The organism is Rheinheimera sp. MM224 (assembly GCF_947090785.1).
Taxonomy (GTDB): domain Bacteria; phylum Pseudomonadota; class Gammaproteobacteria; order Enterobacterales; family Alteromonadaceae; genus Pararheinheimera.
Window position 1 is genome coordinate 3,016,290 of record NZ_OX352320.1, and the last position, 16,327, is coordinate 3,032,616.

The 16,327-nt window shown below is 45.9% G+C and carries 16 protein-coding genes; 6 read left to right on the forward strand and 10 right to left on the reverse strand.

Going from position 1 to position 16,327, the window contains the following annotated elements:
• The 10 genes from tolA to OM978_RS14200 form a co-directional block, all read right to left on the reverse strand.
• Nucleotides 1-846 (reverse strand): cell envelope integrity protein TolA, encoded by an 846-nt coding sequence (gene tolA / locus OM978_RS14155; protein ID WP_264342855.1) that lies wholly within the window; start codon nt 844-846, stop codon nt 1-3.
• Nucleotides 847-907: 61 nt separating this feature from the next.
• On the reverse strand, nt 908-1,339 hold the full coding sequence (gene tolR, locus OM978_RS14160) for a protein TolR (RefSeq protein ID WP_046520639.1): 432 nt from the start codon (nt 1,337-1,339) through the stop codon (nt 908-910).
• Complete coding sequence (gene tolQ / locus OM978_RS14165; protein ID WP_319633873.1) at nt 1,339-1,959, reverse strand: protein TolQ; 621 nt, start codon at nt 1,957-1,959, stop codon at nt 1,339-1,341. The genes tolR and tolQ overlap by 1 nt, the downstream gene beginning before the upstream one ends.
• Before the next feature lie 37 nt (nt 1,960-1,996).
• Nucleotides 1,997-2,422 (reverse strand): tol-pal system-associated acyl-CoA thioesterase, encoded by a 426-nt coding sequence (ybgC, locus tag OM978_RS14170; protein ID WP_413690723.1) that lies wholly within the window; start codon nt 2,420-2,422, stop codon nt 1,997-1,999.
• Nucleotides 2,423-3,323: 901 nt separating this feature from the next.
• Complete coding sequence (ruvB, locus tag OM978_RS14175) at nt 3,324-4,334, reverse strand: Holliday junction branch migration DNA helicase RuvB (RefSeq protein WP_233009493.1); 1,011 nt, start codon at nt 4,332-4,334, stop codon at nt 3,324-3,326.
• A 23-nt stretch (nt 4,335-4,357) separates the two neighbouring features.
• The gene (gene ruvA, locus OM978_RS14180) at nt 4,358-4,981 is read right to left on the reverse strand and encodes a Holliday junction branch migration protein RuvA (RefSeq protein WP_127024496.1); all 624 of its coding nucleotides are present in this window, start codon (nt 4,979-4,981) and stop codon (nt 4,358-4,360) included.
• Between the two features lie 26 nt (nt 4,982-5,007).
• On the reverse strand, nt 5,008-5,529 hold the full coding sequence (gene ruvC, locus OM978_RS14185; RefSeq protein ID WP_046520634.1) for a crossover junction endodeoxyribonuclease RuvC: 522 nt from the start codon (nt 5,527-5,529) through the stop codon (nt 5,008-5,010).
• Nucleotides 5,529-6,269 (reverse strand): YebC/PmpR family DNA-binding transcriptional regulator, encoded by a 741-nt coding sequence (locus tag OM978_RS14190; RefSeq protein WP_264342860.1) that lies wholly within the window; start codon nt 6,267-6,269, stop codon nt 5,529-5,531. Before OM978_RS14190 ends, ruvC begins: the two co-directional genes overlap by 1 nt.
• Nucleotides 6,270-6,369: 100 nt before the next feature.
• Nucleotides 6,370-8,145, reverse strand: coding sequence for an aspartate--tRNA ligase (gene aspS / locus OM978_RS14195; protein WP_264342861.1), 1,776 nt, complete (start codon nt 8,143-8,145; stop codon nt 6,370-6,372).
• 152 nt (nt 8,146-8,297) lie between these two features.
• Nucleotides 8,298-11,117, reverse strand: coding sequence for a transporter substrate-binding domain-containing protein (locus OM978_RS14200; RefSeq protein WP_264342862.1), 2,820 nt, complete (start codon nt 11,115-11,117; stop codon nt 8,298-8,300).
• 96 nt (nt 11,118-11,213) lie between these two features.
• On the opposite strand from OM978_RS14200, the gene OM978_RS14205 reads away from it, so the two are divergent.
• The 6 genes from OM978_RS14205 to purM all read left to right on the forward strand — a co-directional run bounded on the left by OM978_RS14205 (nt 11,214) and on the right by purM (nt 16,323).
• Nucleotides 11,214-12,053 carry a DUF72 domain-containing protein gene (locus tag OM978_RS14205; RefSeq protein WP_264342864.1) on the forward strand — a complete coding sequence of 280 codons (840 nt, stop codon included), beginning with the start codon at nt 11,214-11,216 and terminating at the stop codon, nt 12,051-12,053.
• 64 nt (nt 12,054-12,117) lie between these two features.
• Nucleotides 12,118-12,858, forward strand: coding sequence for a carboxy-S-adenosyl-L-methionine synthase CmoA (cmoA, locus tag OM978_RS14210; RefSeq protein WP_264342865.1), 741 nt, complete (start codon nt 12,118-12,120; stop codon nt 12,856-12,858).
• Entirely contained in the window at nt 12,855-13,820 is a 966-nt protein-coding gene (gene cmoB, locus OM978_RS14215) for a tRNA 5-methoxyuridine(34)/uridine 5-oxyacetic acid(34) synthase CmoB (RefSeq protein WP_264342867.1), read from the forward strand. Before cmoA ends, cmoB begins: the two co-directional genes overlap by 4 nt.
• Before the next feature lie 15 nt (nt 13,821-13,835).
• Nucleotides 13,836-14,726, forward strand: a complete 891-nt coding sequence (locus tag OM978_RS14220) for a LysR family transcriptional regulator (protein ID WP_264342869.1) — start codon at nt 13,836-13,838, stop codon at nt 14,724-14,726.
• A gap of 15 nt (nt 14,727-14,741) precedes the next feature.
• Nucleotides 14,742-15,149 carry a hypothetical protein gene (locus OM978_RS14225; RefSeq protein ID WP_264342871.1) on the forward strand — a complete coding sequence of 136 codons (408 nt, stop codon included), beginning with the start codon at nt 14,742-14,744 and terminating at the stop codon, nt 15,147-15,149.
• A gap of 130 nt (nt 15,150-15,279) precedes the next feature.
• Nucleotides 15,280-16,323, forward strand: coding sequence for a phosphoribosylformylglycinamidine cyclo-ligase (gene purM, locus OM978_RS14230; RefSeq protein WP_264342872.1), 1,044 nt, complete (start codon nt 15,280-15,282; stop codon nt 16,321-16,323).
• Nucleotides 16,324-16,327: the final 4 nt, after the last annotated feature.

Consider the following 16,327-nt stretch of genomic DNA (forward strand, 5'->3'; position numbering starts at 1 on the left):
TTATCTCAGTTCCGGTCTTAAAGTAGGTGTAATGTCTTTCAACGCATCATATACATCAGGATCCGGTGACATTGGGAAGTTACCAGCTTTCTGTACCGCACGGACAGCTGACTCACACAAAGCTCTGTCGCCACCCAGCACAGTTGTTGCTGTCACAAAGCCATTACTGGCTAAACGAATATTCACCCGACACTCTTTGCCACGCATTGTATCGTCAACAAACCAATTTTGTTGGATTTTTGCAACAATCATCGCCAGGTAGCGTTGCTTCTCGGTCAGGATCTGACCAGCCTTCGCTGCTCGGCGTGCTTCTGCTTCTTCTTCCAACTGCTCAGCTAACATTTCTTCTGCAGCTTCGCGTTCACGATTTTCTTTTTCGGCTTTGGCTTTTTCAGCTTTCTCTTTGGCTGCTTTCTCTTTAGCGGCCTTCTCTTTAGCTGCTTTTTCCTTTTTCTTCTTCTCTATCTCTTGCTGCTTTTTCTTTTCGTCATCTTTCTTTTTCTTCTCAGCAGCAAGCTTTTGTTGTTTCTCTTTTTCTACAGCCTGTTTTTTCTTTTCTTCAACAGCTTTTTTCTCTGCGACTTCAGCTTCTTTTTTCTCTTGTTCCTGCTTCTTCAGGCGCTGCTCTTCAAGGCGTTTATCACGCTCTTCCTGCTGCTTTTTCTTTTCCAAATCTTTTTTGCGCTTTTCATCAGCTTTCTTTTTCTGCTGATTTTTTTCCTTCAGTTCATCAAACTGAGACTGGTCGACCGTAGTGGCGTTTAACGGTGCACTCAGGTCTCCAGCCATAGGTACAACTAAAATTTCTTCGTTTTTAAAGAAATTAAAGTTAACAAACAGCAACACAGCTATAAAAACGTGTAAACCACCTGAGATGATCAGCGACTTCTTAAACGCTGGTTCCATCTTAGTTTTGCTCCACATCGTCAGTCATTAAACCAACGGAAGGGGCGCCCGCGTCTTTCAGCAGATTTAATAACTGGATAATAGCTGCATAGTTCACGCGGCCATCACCTTTAATAATCACTTGGGTACCTGGCTCTAACTGCAGAGTACCTGCCACTTCCATTTGCATTTCCTGAGCATTAAATGGGCCTTTATTGACACCATCTTTCTCAAAATAATACAAACCACCTTCATCCACAGTGGCCACAAGCGGAGTTTTACCGTCTTTCATCTGCTCTATAGGTTCGGCATCTGACTTAGGTAATTCCACTTTGACGCCTTGTGTAATGATCGGCGTCGTTACCATAAAGATAATCAGCAACACCAACATCACGTCGATATAAGGAACGACGTTGATCTCAGCCACCATACGGCGTTTTTTACGGACGTACATTAGTTGTTTTCTCCGCTGGCCATCGCCTGACGGTGCAGAATGTTAGCAAACTCTTCGACAAAGTTAGCGTAAGCACTTTCCAGCATCTCTACTTTATGAGAAAACTTGTTGTACGCAATAACAGCCGGTATAGCGGCGAACAAACCTATAGCTGTCGCAATCAAAGCTTCTGCGATACCTGGCGCCACCATAGCTAAAGTCGCCTGTTGTACAGCACCTAAAGCGATAAACGAATTCATGATACCCCAGACCGTACCGAACAAACCTATATACGGGCTGATCGAGCCTACAGTGGCCAAAAATGGTAAATGCATTTCCAGACGTTCCACTTCACGGGATAATCCAACACGCATAGCACGTTGAGTTCCTTCCATCACAGCACCGGATTGGCGGCTGCTTTTGTGTAAACGCGCAAATTCTTTGAAACCCGCCTTAAATAAAGCTTCCACACCTGTCACTGTCACTTTGGCGCTGACTTCGTTGTAAAGTTTTGACAGATCAATACCTGACCAAAACTTATCTTCAAACTGTTTGGTTTCTTCTACCGCTGTACTCAGCGCTTTATTGCGCTGAATGATCATGGCCCACGACATCACAGACATGCTCAGTAAAATCAGCATAACCAGCTGCACTACTACACTAGCGTGAAGAATTAAATCAAGAACTGATAGTCCGCCTGTCACCTGATAACACCCCTAAAACATCGCGAGGTATTGCACTCGCTTTCATTAATGATAGTTTTACGCAAGCAATACTAACCTGCGCTGAACAAAGCAATTGTGCATCTGCGTTGTAGATTTCCTGCCAAAATACCAGACTGGCCTTTTTTAGCTGCTTAATCTCACTTTTTACCAACAAAAGCTGGTTAAACCGTCCTGGCTTGTGGTTGTCCATCTGAACACTTTTCACCACAAAACCAATATCCTGACTTAACAATACATCCTGCTCTATCCCTAAGCTTCGGAGCCATTCTGTTCTGGCTCTTTCAAAGAATTTCAGATAGTTAGCATAATATACTACGCCACCGGCATCAGTGTCTTCGTAATATACTCTGATTGGAAAATCAAATACCTGCGACATCATATTTTTTTGTCACCTAAATTGGCCGCTATGATATTGGAGGCCACAGCCGAACTCAACAGGGCGAGCCTCGTCAGAGTTAAAAATATTTTGATTTCATGACATTCTGACGACTCTGAAAACCTATGGGTCAGATATTCTTTAAAAGTTTCCTCTTCACGACAGATGGGGAAAAAAGAGCGACTAATGACTATTTTAACCAATCAGATAAATTTTGCTCAAAAAATAGTAATTCGGAGCAAATATTAGAGCTGTTCAGCTGCCCTTAATTTTCAAGGGATGGCGATATATCAATCACAAAACAAGATTAAAATTCATACAAAATCACCATTTATTCAGATTAAAAAAAGTAATCCGAAATCTCAATTTTTCTAGTTTGAAGTAAATGCACTAACTCCCTAAAATGCACCCGTGTTCTGAGCTAGCGCAAAAGTTCCGGCCCTTGTGCCCCAACTTTAGTGATGAATACTGGTGATGTGATTATCTGTTCGAAGATGGTCATGTTGCTTCTCAACATGTTCCCTGGATTTTGAAGATTTACTTCAACTTGTTGCATTCGCCCGCTAATTTAGCGGGCTTTTTTTTTATTCGCCACCATCCATGACTCCATCCGGCCAGTGGGCAGAGCCACTGGCGCTCAGCCGTGCATTGCCAAACTGTTGGCAATGCTAATTCCGGCTTCGCCCTCCGGGCCATCGTCGTTGCACTCCGATGTTCAAAAAACAGCAGGATAGCTGTTTTTCAAAGCTTTAGCTGCCGAAGGCGAACATCATGGACGATGTGAGTGCAATTCGTTCCTGACGAATTTACTCGGGCTATCCTTGCCCTCACCTTATCAGGCCAGCTGAAGCTGTTCAAAATCGCTCTCGGCGATTTTGTGTTTCCAATGAGAAGGAATCCTTATTTAATTCGATTCTGGCAAATCAAAACCAAAGTGTTTATAGGCTGCTGGTGAGACGATACGGCCTCGTGGGGTGCGTTGGATAAAGCCTTGCTGAATTAAAAAAGGCTCTATCACATCTTCGATAGTTTCTTTTTCTTCTCCTATAGCTGCAGCCAGGTTATCCAACCCTACAGGACCACCACCGAATTTCTCAATGATGCTCAGCATTAACTTGCGATCCATGTAGTCAAAACCACTGGCGTCCACGTCGACCATATGCAAAGCGGCAGAGGCTATTTCAACTGGCACCAGACCACTGGATTTTACCTGGGCATAATCACGCACCCGTCTTAAAAGGCGGTTAGCAATTCGAGGCGTACCACGGGAGCGGCGGGCAATCTCTGTTGCTGCAGGCAATTCAAGCTCTAAATTCAGATAATGGGCTGAACGTAAAATGATTTGCGCCAGCTCATCTACTTTATAAAACTCCAGCCGCTGCACTATGCCAAAGCGATCACGTAGTGGTGAAGTTAAAGCGCCAGCTCTGGTAGTGGCACCTATTAAGGTAAAAGGCGGTAATTCAAGTTTGATAGAACGGGCGGCAGGCCCCTCGCCTATCATAATATCCAGCTGATAGTCTTCCATAGCCGGATACAATATCTCTTCCACTACAGGGCTTAAACGGTGAATTTCATCGATAAAAAGTACATCGTTGGGTTCGAGGTTGGTCAGAAGCGCCGCTAAATCACCGGCTTTCTCCAGCACAGGGCCTGAGGTGTTTTTAATATTCACCCCCATTTCATTGGCTACCACCATGGCAAGCGTGGTTTTACCTAAACCTGGCGGGCCAAAGATCAATAAATGATCCAAAGGCTCACCACGACCGCGGGCTGCTTCGATGAAAATAGCCATTTGCTCTTTGACATGAGACTGCCCTGTGTAATCCGCCAGCGATTTTGGCCGGATGGCACGGTCTATCAGCTCGTCTTCGCGACTGGCTTTGGTATCGATCAGACGATCTGCTTCTATCATGAGAGTTCCTGCTTAAAACGGCATTAAATCATACTGCGCAGCGCGAGTTTGATTAGCTGTTCACTGCTCATATCGGCTTGCTTAATTTTTTGTACTGCTTTACTGGCTTGTAACTGACTATAACCCAAAGCCACTAACGCACTGATCGCATCCTGCTCAGCACTTTCCACCAATTCAAACGAATCGACTTCATCGCCGGCAAGCACTAAGTGGTCGGTGACTGGAGTGCTGATATTCAGCCCCCAGTCTTTTAAACGATCACGCATTTCAATCAATAAACGCTCTGCCGTTTTTTTACCAACACCAGGCAATTTCACCAACGTGCTGATGTCATCGTGCTGTACACAACGGACAAACTGCTGGGCTGACAGACCAGATAAGATAGTAAGAGCTAACTTAGGCCCTATGCCATTGGCTTTTATCAGTTGGCGAAATAAAGCACGCTCTGTGCTGGTGTGAAACCCATATAAAAGCTGTGCATCTTCCCGCACAACAAAGTGGGTGTAGATCACAGCTTCTTTACCAACCTCGGGCAATTTATAAAAACTGGTTAAAGGCAGCTGTACTTCGTAACCCACACCAGCCACATCAATGAGTAAATCCGGCGCCTGCTTTTCTAAAATAACACCACGTAATAATCCAATCACAGTCAAAAGCTCCGGTATTCAAAAAATCAGCGCAGGCGGCCGCGCACCGTTTTGGTAGCCTGCCCTGCCATATGCAATAAACTTTGGTGAGTATGCCCGTGACACATAGCCACGGCAAGGGCATCGGCAGCATCGGCTTGCGGATTGCCTGGCAATTTCAGTAAGGTGCGGATCATATGCTGCACCTGAGTTTTGTCAGCAGCGCCTGTACCCACCACAGCCTGTTTAACCTGACGGGCTGAGTATTCAAACACTTCGAGACCCGCATTTTTCGCAGCCACTATAGCAGCACCACGGGCTTGCCCGAGTTTTAAAGCTGAGTCTGGGTTTCGTGCCATAAACACCTGCTCTATCGCAAAGACATCAGGCTGGGTTTGTTGAATTATTTCGCTGACACCATCAAAAATTTGTTTTAACCGATCAGGTATATCGTTTAGCGTTAAGCGGATACAGCCACTGGCGATGTATTCGAATTTCTGCCCTGTCTGGCGAACAACCCCGTAGCCCGTTAAACGGCTGCCGGGGTCAATACCAAGGATAATAGCCATTAAGGCACTAACGCCATGACGTCATCCGCAATGTCGGCATTGTGGTAGACGTTTTGCACATCGTCGAAATCTTCCAGCATGTCAATGAGCTTAAAAAACTTCACCACATGATCAGCATCTATTTCAGCTTTCACTGAAGGCACCATGGTGATTTCAGCGTCGTCCGCCACTAACTTTGCGGCCTCTAAGGCTTCACGCACATCGTTAAAGCTCTCAGGGCTGGTGATGACTTCAATACTGCCATCCTCATGACTGACCACATCTTCAGCACCAGCTTCAAGGGCTATGTCCAGCACCTGATCTTCAGATAAACCAGGTGCAAAAGAGATGATGCCTTTTTTACTGAATAAATAGCTGACAGAGCCTGCAGTGCCCATATTGCCGTATTTGGTGAAAGCGCTGCGAACATCCGCCACAGTACGTTTATGGTTGTCGGTCAGGGTTTCTACTACGATAGCGACACCACAAGGGCCGTAGCCTTCATACACCAGCTCTTCATAATTGCTGCCGTCCTGCTCACCAGCGCCCCGTTTAATAGCACGGTCTATCGCATCCCGGGTCATATTATTCAAAAGCGCTTTAGCAACTGCAGTGCGTAAACGAGGATTGGCATCGACATCAGGACTGATACGGGCTGACACAGTCAGCTCGCGAATAAGTTTGGTGAAAATCTTGACCCGTTTGGCATCCTGACGAGCCTTACGGTGCTTCATGTTAGCCCATTTACTATGACCAGCCATCAGCATCAAACTCCATTGTAATTATAAAAGTGAAGCGGCCTTAGCCGCTTCAACATACTTCATCATAAGCGCGCAATAAAGAGTTGCGGCACTTCGTCAGTTATTGTTTTTTAACCACCTGAATACCCAGCTCGGCCAGTTGAGCCGGATTGGCTTCGCCTGGTGCGTCCGTCAGCGGACAAGCAGCCGTGGCAGTTTTTGGGAAAGCCATCACGTCACGGATAGAGGTAGCACCTGTCATCAACATCACCAGACGGTCTAAACCAAAAGCTAAACCCGCATGTGGTGGCGCACCATAACGTAAAGCTTCCAGTAAGAAACCAAATTTCTCAGCCGCTTCTTCATCACTGATGCCCAGTAACTGGAATACTTTCGCTTGTACATCCGGGGTATGGATACGTACAGAACCACCACCTAACTCAGTACCGTTGAGGACCATATCGTATGCATTGGATAACAGCGCTCTGTGATCCAGCTTGTCCATTTCGGTCGCCAGGAATTCAGCTGTGTCCAAAGGAGAAGTGAACGGATGGTGTACCGCAGAAAAGCTGCCATCATCGTTTTCTTCAAACATTGGGAAGTCCACAACCCACAATGGTTTCCAGCCCTGAACTGTTAAGCCTAAATCTTCACCTAACTTCAGACGTAAAGCGCCCATAGCTTCACAGACCACTTTGTAGCTGTCAGCACCGAAGAAAATTAAATCGCCAGTAGTCGCCTGAGTTCGGCTTAAAATTTCGCTGATAATTTCAGGCGTTAAAAACTTGGCAACAGGTGACTGAATACCCTCAGCGCCCGCATTAATATCGTTCACTTTTAACCAGGCCAGACCTTTAGCGCCGTAAATGCCAACAAAAGCTGTGTAATTGTCGATGTCTTTACGGGACACTTTTTCAGCAGCGCCAGGTACTTTTAACGCAACAACACGGCCTTTGTTATCGTTAGCCGGGCCTGAGAATACTTTAAATTCCACGTCTTTTACTAAGTCAGCGACATCAACAAACTGCATTGGGTTACGCAGGTCTGGTTTGTCTGAGCCGTATAAACGCATGGCTTCGTTGTACGTCATGCGTGGCATTTTGCCTAAATCGACATCCAGCAGTTGCAGGAACATCTGATGCACCATCTGCTCTGTGACTTCCATCACTTGCTCTGACGTCATGAACGAAGTTTCGATATCAATCTGAGTAAATTCCGGCTGACGGTCAGCACGTAAATCTTCGTCACGGAAACATTTAACGATTTGGTAATAGCGGTCCAGGCCAGCCATCATCAGCAATTGTTTAAATAGCTGAGGCGATTGCGGCAAAGCAAAAAACTGACCTTTGTGCGTGCGGCTTGGCACTAAATAGTCACGGGCACCTTCTGGAGTGGCTTTAGTCAGAATCGGTGTTTCAACGTCTAAAAAGCCATGACTGTCCATAAAGTTACGTACAAAGCTGGTCACTTTGGCGCGGAACTTTAAACGGTCGCTCATCAAAGGACGGCGTAAATCAATGTAGCGGTATTTTAAGCGCTGCTCTTCGCTGTTGTTCTGGTTTGGATCCAGCGGTATAGGCGCTGATTTATTCAGAATAGTCAGGCTGGAAGCATAAACCTCCACTTCACCTGTGGCCATTTCGCTATTAATTTGAGATTCAGGACGGGCACGCACTGTACCAGTTAATTGCACACAGTACTCATTGCGTAAATCGGCAGCCTGAGTGAATAAGTCAGTGAGTTCCGGATCAAAAAATACCTGAACCAGGCCTTCGCGGTCGCGCAGGTCAATAAAAATCAAACCACCTAAATCACGACGGCGGTTAACCCAACCACATAATGAAACCTGTTGACCAATGTTTTCTGCCTTTAATGAACCGCAATAATGGCTACGCATTAACTTATCCTTTCAGTCGAACTGTAATCTGCCTGCGAAAATGAGCGCTAATTATATAGAAAAGACGATTAATGTCACTGCCCTTAGAGCCTGTTGATGTTCCGATGTCGAATTTTATTTGCCGGAGCAGTACTTTGCTTGTAAAACGAGGACTAGCGACTGAACCTATATTGGCTTTTGCCTTGCTGTTTCACCTGATACATCAACTTGTCGGCAGACTTTAATAAAGTTGCCGCATCTGTACCATCATGCGGGTAAATGGCAATACCTATACTGGCTCCAACTGTAGCCTGACAGGCAGACAACATCAGCGGTTCTTGCAGATACAATAAAATCTTTTCAGCCACTATGGCAGCATCATCTCTGTCGACCAGCCCTGTTAATAAAATAACAAACTCGTCACCGCCAAAACGGGCCACCGTATCGGTTTTTCTCACACAATGACTTAACAAAGCCGACAACTTCACCAGCATTTCATCACCCAAATCATGGCCATGTTGGTCATTCACCTGCTTAAAACCGTCTAAATCAATAAACATCAGCGCTAACATTTCGTTATGACGGGCGTGCTGGTGCAATGCCGTTTGCAGACGTTCAATCAGCAAGCTGCGGTTTGGTAGCTGAGTTAAATCATCGTGCCCCGCCATAAATCGCATCTTTTCTTCCACTTTACGGCGCAGATTGACTTCACGACGCAACGAAAAATTCCAGATCAAAAAGCCAATGATCACAACCAGAGACAAACCTGCAATTTGTAACACCAGGGTAAAAACTCTATTCTGATCCAGCCCTTGTTTAATCTCCAGATTCAACCATTTGTCCTGCAGACTTTTCCTGTCAGCATCGTTAATGGTTTTGATGCCTTTATTGAGGATCACCAACAATTCCGGCAAATCTTTGTGCACGCCAAAATAAGAGGGATACACAGGTAAGTCTGTTGGTAAATAAGCCCGTAAATTGACATAACGTGGGTCACGCATGGCGATACCGGAGGCCACCACAGTATCCAACACAAAATCAGCTCTGCCAGCCACCACCATTTCAAGACCCTGGCTTAAGTTGTCGACTTCTATCACCTGGTGCTGCGGAAAATCTTTTTTTAACTGTTTTACAAACTGATATTCACGCATGATGGCAATACGCTGAGCTGGCATCAAGGCCACTTTAGCGTCAAATTGCGCATCATGTTTGCCTATCATAATCCACTGTAAAGTCCAGTAATCCAGACTAAAAGAGCTGAAACTGCGCCGCTCTGGTAAGTCGGAAATATTCGCCACCATCTGCAACTTCCCGCTTTTATAATCTTGCAGCAGCAAGTCCCAGTCTTTGTAAGGTGTCGGAACAAACTGTACATCTAAGCGTTGATTCAACAATTTCAGGATGTCCGCGGTAATGCCCTGAGCTTCGCCTTTTTCATCAACAAACTCCACCGGACGCCAATCGCTCATGACTCCAACGCGGATCTGCTGATGCTGATTTAACCACTGCCGCTCCGCTGTAGTTAATGGCACTTTGTCACGGAAGGTCTGAAAATAAGCCCCGGCCTCTTTACTTAGCCACCGGTTTTCAATCTTGACCATTTCATCCAGACTGATTTGAGAAAAGCCTTGCTGGATATTTTGATACAAGTCATCTTCATTGGTGCGGATCAATGAATACACTGCAGATTCATAACGAATGCCGGGAAATAACTTAAAACTGCCCTGACTACTGCTTTGCACCAAACGCTCCCGTGTAATGACATCAGAAGCTAAAAAACCAGTCAGCTGCTTTTTTAGTACAGCCTCAATCATCTGATCCACAGTAGCAAAAACTTTGATCTTTGCATCCGGAAACTGCTGCTGTAATTGCGGACGAAAGCTGGCCGTGTGTAACAAGCCCAAAGTGGCATTTTTCAGTTGAGCTGCATCTGTCAGATCTGATGCGCTGTCATAGAACAGTGAGGAATAAATGTTATATAAGTGGTAAGCAGGCTTTAAACCTGCGAACTTTTCGGCGTTTTCGACCTGCGCCATTTGTACGTCAATACGACCTTTGCGTAAATAAGCTAAGGAGTCTTCAGACTGATTAGGTACGAAGCTCACTGCTATGCCGGTTTTCTTCGACCATAAACGCCATAAATCTACAAAAATCCCCTGCACATCCCCAATAGAACTGACATGCATATAAGGCTGATTTCCGATCGAAACCCCAATTAATAAGGTATCAGGATCGGTATCTACACTAAGCCACTGCCGTTCCAACTGATCTCTGAAAGCCAGGTCAACCCCAGCTGTAGCGTCCACTAAGGCCTGTAACAACAGCGGTTGATCCTTTCTGACCGCAAAAGTCAGTTCAATTTTCCGTACCGGCACTTTTTTATAGACAGGATACATAGCCATCAGTTGTAAGTAGTCAGCGTAACGGGGAGGTAATCTGTCCAGTCCGGTAAAGGCCTTAATTTCGCCTCTTAATGCCGAGTCGTACATCTGCGATACAGACGAATACCGTTTTAGCACCAGGTCGGCTTGTTGCTGTGTCAGGCTGTCAATATGGGTTGAGCGCTCAACCACTCCCACCAGATGAGGCTTTAAGTCAGATAAATTATGTACTCCGGTTAAATCACGATGCACAAAGACATTACTGAAGATATCCAGATAACTCTGGCCTAACAGATACTGCTGTTCACGATCGACGGTACGGCCAAGGCCACCATGCAAATCGATGGCACCAGAATCCAGCATACTCAAGGTATCTGCCCAGTCAGCCGCAATAAATTCGACCTTCACACCTGCTTGTCTGGCAACTTCCCGCCAGTAGTCCACGACCAGACCTGCGGGCTGACTCTGCTCGTTAACAAACATATATGGATAAGTGTCGCTGGATATGCCTATTTTCAGCGATGCAGGAAGAGCGCTGACCACCGCAGCGCTTTGAGCCTGAGCAGTACAGCCTGTAAGTAACACAAACAACAGAATCAGCTTTTTAATCATGTTCAGGACAGTGATCTTTACCTTGGGTTAAGATGTCGAATACAGCGATAATACGCAACTCATTTATAACAGTACTTTTGACAACGGAAATCGCAGATGCTTTATCTTGGCTGCCCGGTCTGGGCTAATCCTCAGTGGAAAAACCTGATATTTAACAGCAAACTGGAGCCTTCCGAGTTTCTTGCTAACTATAGTAGGTATTTCAACTCTGTAGAGGGTAATACCAGTTTTTATGCCGATCCGTCGGCGCAAACTGTGGCGCGCTGGGCAGAGCAAAGCAGCGAAAACTTTCGTTTTACCTTAAAAGTACCTAAGCGTTTAAGTCATCAATTCCAGCAGTTTCAGACGGAAGAATTACAACTCTGGCTTGATTTGATAGCCCCTCTTGCTGACAAACTCGCCCTGGTGCATTTACAGTTGCCTGCCTTTTTTTCACCGGAGCATTTAAGCTGGCTGAAACAGATGCTTAACACTTTATGCTCATCCTTTTCTGTTGCTGTTGAAGTGCGTCATCCGGTATTTTTTGACAAAGCAGAGCATGAAATTACTCTGAACCGTTTATTACGTGACTTTGATGCAGAGCGGGTGATTTTTGACAGCAGAGCGTTATTTTCTGTACCTGCCACTACTGCAGCTTTACTGGATGCGCAGCGTAAAAAACCTTATTTGCCGGTGCATGCTGTGGCGTTAACTAAACAGCCGATGCTGCGTTTTGTCGGTACGGACGATATGGCCGTGAATCAGCATTATTATCAGCCCTGGCTGGGTAAAATGAGGCAGTGGCTGGATGAAGGTAAAACGCCTTTTTGTTTTTTTCATAGCCCGGATAATTTAACAGCCCCGGTATTGGCGCGGCAATTTGTGATGGATTTGGGGATAGATCACCCAATACTGGCGCCCTGGCCACAGGATCAGACCCAACTAAGCTTGCTTTGATTTCGTCTTAAAGTCGAAATACGTTAAACTATCCGCCAATTACAGGTATGAAGTTGTTCCGCTGATGCAAAAAGATCATATTTACGCTGACCCTCTGGGCCATATTCAGGATTTTTGTTTTGACTCTGCCGTGGTGGATGTCTTTCCGGACATGATCCAACGCTCTGTGCCTGGCTATCAAACTATCATTCAAACCATAGGTAAACTGACCAGCCGTTTTCAGCAGGCCAACAGCAATTATTACGATTTAGGCTGCTCTTTGGGCGCCGCCAGTTTAGCCATGCGCCGTCAGATCACTGAACCTGGTTGTCAGTTGATTGGCGTCGACAACAGTGCCGCTATGGTCGAGCGATGCACCAGCCACTTACAAGCTTTTCGCTCTGATGTGCCAGCCACTGTATTACTGGCTGATATCCGTGATATTCCTATGGAAAACGCCGCTGTGGTCGTCAGTAATTTCACTTTGCAGTTTCTGGCCAAAGAAGACAGAGCCCGCCTGATTGAACGTATCTATAAAGCACTCAAGCCTGGTGGTATTTTTGTATTGTCAGAAAAAATTATCGAAACTGATGCCACAACCCATGAATTGTTGATTGATTTACACCATGACTTCAAACGCGCTAATGGCTATAGCGAGCTGGAAATCAGTCAAAAACGCACGGCTCTTGAAAATGTGATGCGCCCTGACAGCCTGGCCGAACATAAAGCCCGACTGTCAGCCGCAGGTTTTGAACATATCAGTTTATGGTTTCAGTGCTTTAACTTCTGCTCTATGGTGGCCATTAAAGCAGAGGCGCAACGATGAGCCGTTTTCAGAGTTTTTATCAGCAAATAGCAGGCAATAAGCTACTACACTGGCTGGAAACCCTACCCGCTAAATTAAAAAGCTGGGAGCAGGAGGCTTTGCATGGTGACTTTAAGCAGTGGCAAAAAGTACTGGATCACTTGCCTGTTGCAGCCAAAAGCTGTGTCGAATTAAAAAATAAAGTCGAATTTGGCCAGCCTGAAGACTTAAACCATGGTCAAAAACAACGGCTTGAAGTCTTGTTACGCCAGTTAATGCCATGGCGCAAAGGCCCTTTTACGCTGCATGGGTTAAACATAGATACCGAATGGCGCTCCGACTGGAAATGGGACAGAGTTCTGCCTCATATCAGCTCGCTGCAACACAGAACAGTGCTGGATGTCGGTTGTGGCAGCGGTTATCACTTATGGCGCATGAAAGGTGAAGGTGCAGAATTTGTCGTAGGCATTGACCCTTCACAGCTATTTTATTGCCAGTTTGAAGCCATTAAACATTTTAATCCTGACCCGACAGTGCATTTATTGCCGGTCGGCATAGATGATATGCCGGAGCTAAAAGCTTTTGATACGGTGTTTTCTATGGGCGTGTTGTATCACCGTCGCTCCCCTATCGACTTTTTGGCACAGCTGAAGCAACAGCTGCGTCCGGGTGGCGAACTGGTGCTGGAGACGTTAGTCATTGAAGGCGATGAGCAAGCCGTGTTAGTGCCAACTGATCGCTACGCTAAAATGCGCAATGTCTGGTTTATCCCAAGCACTGCAGCTTTGTTACTCTGGCTACAGCGGGTTGGCTTTAAAGACGCCAAAGTAGTGGATTTATCGGTGACAAGTCTGGATGAACAACGTAAAACCGGATGGATGGAAAACGAAAGTCTGATTGATTTTCTTGACCCAACTGATCATAGTAAAACCATTGAAGGCTACCCTGCACCGCTGCGTGCTGTGATAGTAGCTCAGGCTTAAATTAAAGGAACTTCCATGCCGTACCGCCCCAAGTCAACCATGGAACAATGGCGCATACTGCAAGCTGTGGTGGATGCGGGGGGCTATGCGCAGGCAGCCGACTTACTGAATAAAAGTCAGTCATCATTAAATCATGCGGTGGCAAAACTGCAATATCAGTTGGGTGTGGAGCTGCTGGAAGTCAAAGGTCGCAAAGCATTTTTAACATCTGCTGGCGAAGTGATGTTACGCCGCTCCCGCTTATTAACCCAACAAATTGAAGATCTGGAGCTATTAGCCTCTAATATTAATGTAGGCTGGGAGCCAGAAATTCGCATCGCGGTAGAGCTGGTCTATCCAAAGCAAATACTTTACCGCGCTTTGGCAAAATTTCATCCTATCTCCCGTGGCAGCCGCATTCAGATTATTGATACAGTGATCACCGGCTCTACGGAAATGATACTGGAACATAAAGCAGATTTAGTGATTGCGGCCTCTCCGAGTGTACCTAAGGGTTATATTGGTGAACCTTTGGCTGTGATTCAAATGATACCAGTCGTAGGGAAAGATCATCTGTTAGCGGAGCAGCCAAAGCTGGACTTAAATGAGCTCAGCCAGTATTTGCAAATTGTGATCCGCGATACCGCCAGCAAACCTAAAGATGTAGGCTGGCTGCGTGCCGAACAACGCTGGACAGTGAATAACTTTTTTGAAGCCGTAGATATTCTGAAAAACGGTATTGGTTTTTGCTGGTTGCCTGAGTTTTTGATCTGCGATCTGATAAAAGACGGCACCTTGGTGCAACTTCAGATTGCACAAAGTTCAGCACGGGCCGTACCTTTAGCTTTAGTCACACCAAAAGAAGAAACACTAGGACCTGGCAGCCGTCAATTACGTGAGTTGCTGCTAGCCGAACATAAAGTTTAATAGCTAGGGAATATTATGAATAACCAAGAATTAACCGAATTAATGAAAGTCACTGCGCAGGACGCTGTTGTGTATTCAGCTGAAGAGCATCAGGTTCTGCTCGATTTTAGTCTGGACAGTTTGACAAAAGTGGATGAAATACTCAGCGAGCTGTTTTTACGCCAGCAGGAACAACGTCATGCCGATGAGGTGTTGTTTACTTTGTCCAATGTCTTTGGAGCATACACAGGTGAGGTCTTTATTCATCATGTAGGTGGTGAGTGGTATCACGATGAAGCAACACCAGACGCGCCTTACATTTGTGTGCGTTACAACGGCAAGGAGTTTCCTTTTGCCTCTTTGGTTTATCATCAGATTGCCAAAACGCCAAGTGCCAGCTTACGTAATTATGTGGCTCAAGCCATGAATAATGCGATGCAATAATACTGCTTTGTAACAAGGCCAGGCAAGCATTCGAAAATGCAGAGCAGTAAATCCTTTTGTCTGGCGGCGTTACAAGGTAAAATGCCGCCAATTTTTTTGGACCTTCACTTTTTAGTTTTTGGGGATTGCCGTGAGCGAGCAAAAAACGTCGTTAAGTTACAAAGACGCTGGTGTTGATATTGATGCCGGTGAGGCCTTGGTTGACCGTATTAAAGGTGCGGTAAAACGTACAACCCGCAAAGAAGTAATGGGCGGTTTAGGCGGCTTTGGTGCTTTGTGTCAAATCCCTGCTGGCTATAAAGAGCCGGTACTCGTATCAGGCACTGACGGTGTAGGTACCAAACTGCGTCTGGCTATGGATTTAAAACGCCATGACAGCGTAGGTATCGACTTAGTGGCCATGTGCGTCAATGACATTGTCGTATCAGGTGCTGAACCTTTATTTTTCCTCGACTACTACGCGACAGGTAAGCTGGACGTCAATACTGCTGCTACTGTAGTGGAAGGTATTGCCAAAGGCTGTGAGCTGGCTGGTTGTGCTCTGGTGGGTGGTGAAACCGCTGAAATGCCAGGTATGTACCATGGCGAAGACTACGACATCGCAGGTTTTAGCGTCGGTGTGGTTGAGAAGTCTGAAATTATTGACGGCAGCAAAGTAAAAGCTGGCGATCAACTCATTGCATTAGCGGCCTCAGGTCCTCATTCCAACGGCTTTTCGTTAATTCGTAAAGTACTGGAAGTCAGCGGTCAGGATCCTCAGACTATGCTGGAAGGCAAAACTATTGCCGATCACCTGTTAGAGCCTACCCGAATTTATGTAAAAAACCTGCTGGCTTTAATTAAATCCATGCCTGTTCATGCTTTGTGTCATATCACAGGCGGTGGTTTCTGGGAAAATATCCCACGTGTACTGCCAGAAAACACTCAGGCAAAAATCATCGAGAGCAGCTGGCAGTGGCCTGCTATTTTCAGCTGGTTACAACAGCAAGGTAATGTAGAACGTCACGAAATGTACCGCACCTTCAACTGTGGTGTTGGCATGATAGTGGTAGTTCCTGCAACTCACCTCGATGCGGCTTTAGCCCAGTTAAAAGCAGCTGGCGAAAATGCCTGGCATTTAGGTGAAATCAATCAGGTTGCGGCAAACGAAGCTCAAGTTGTGATCCAAGGCTAAACCC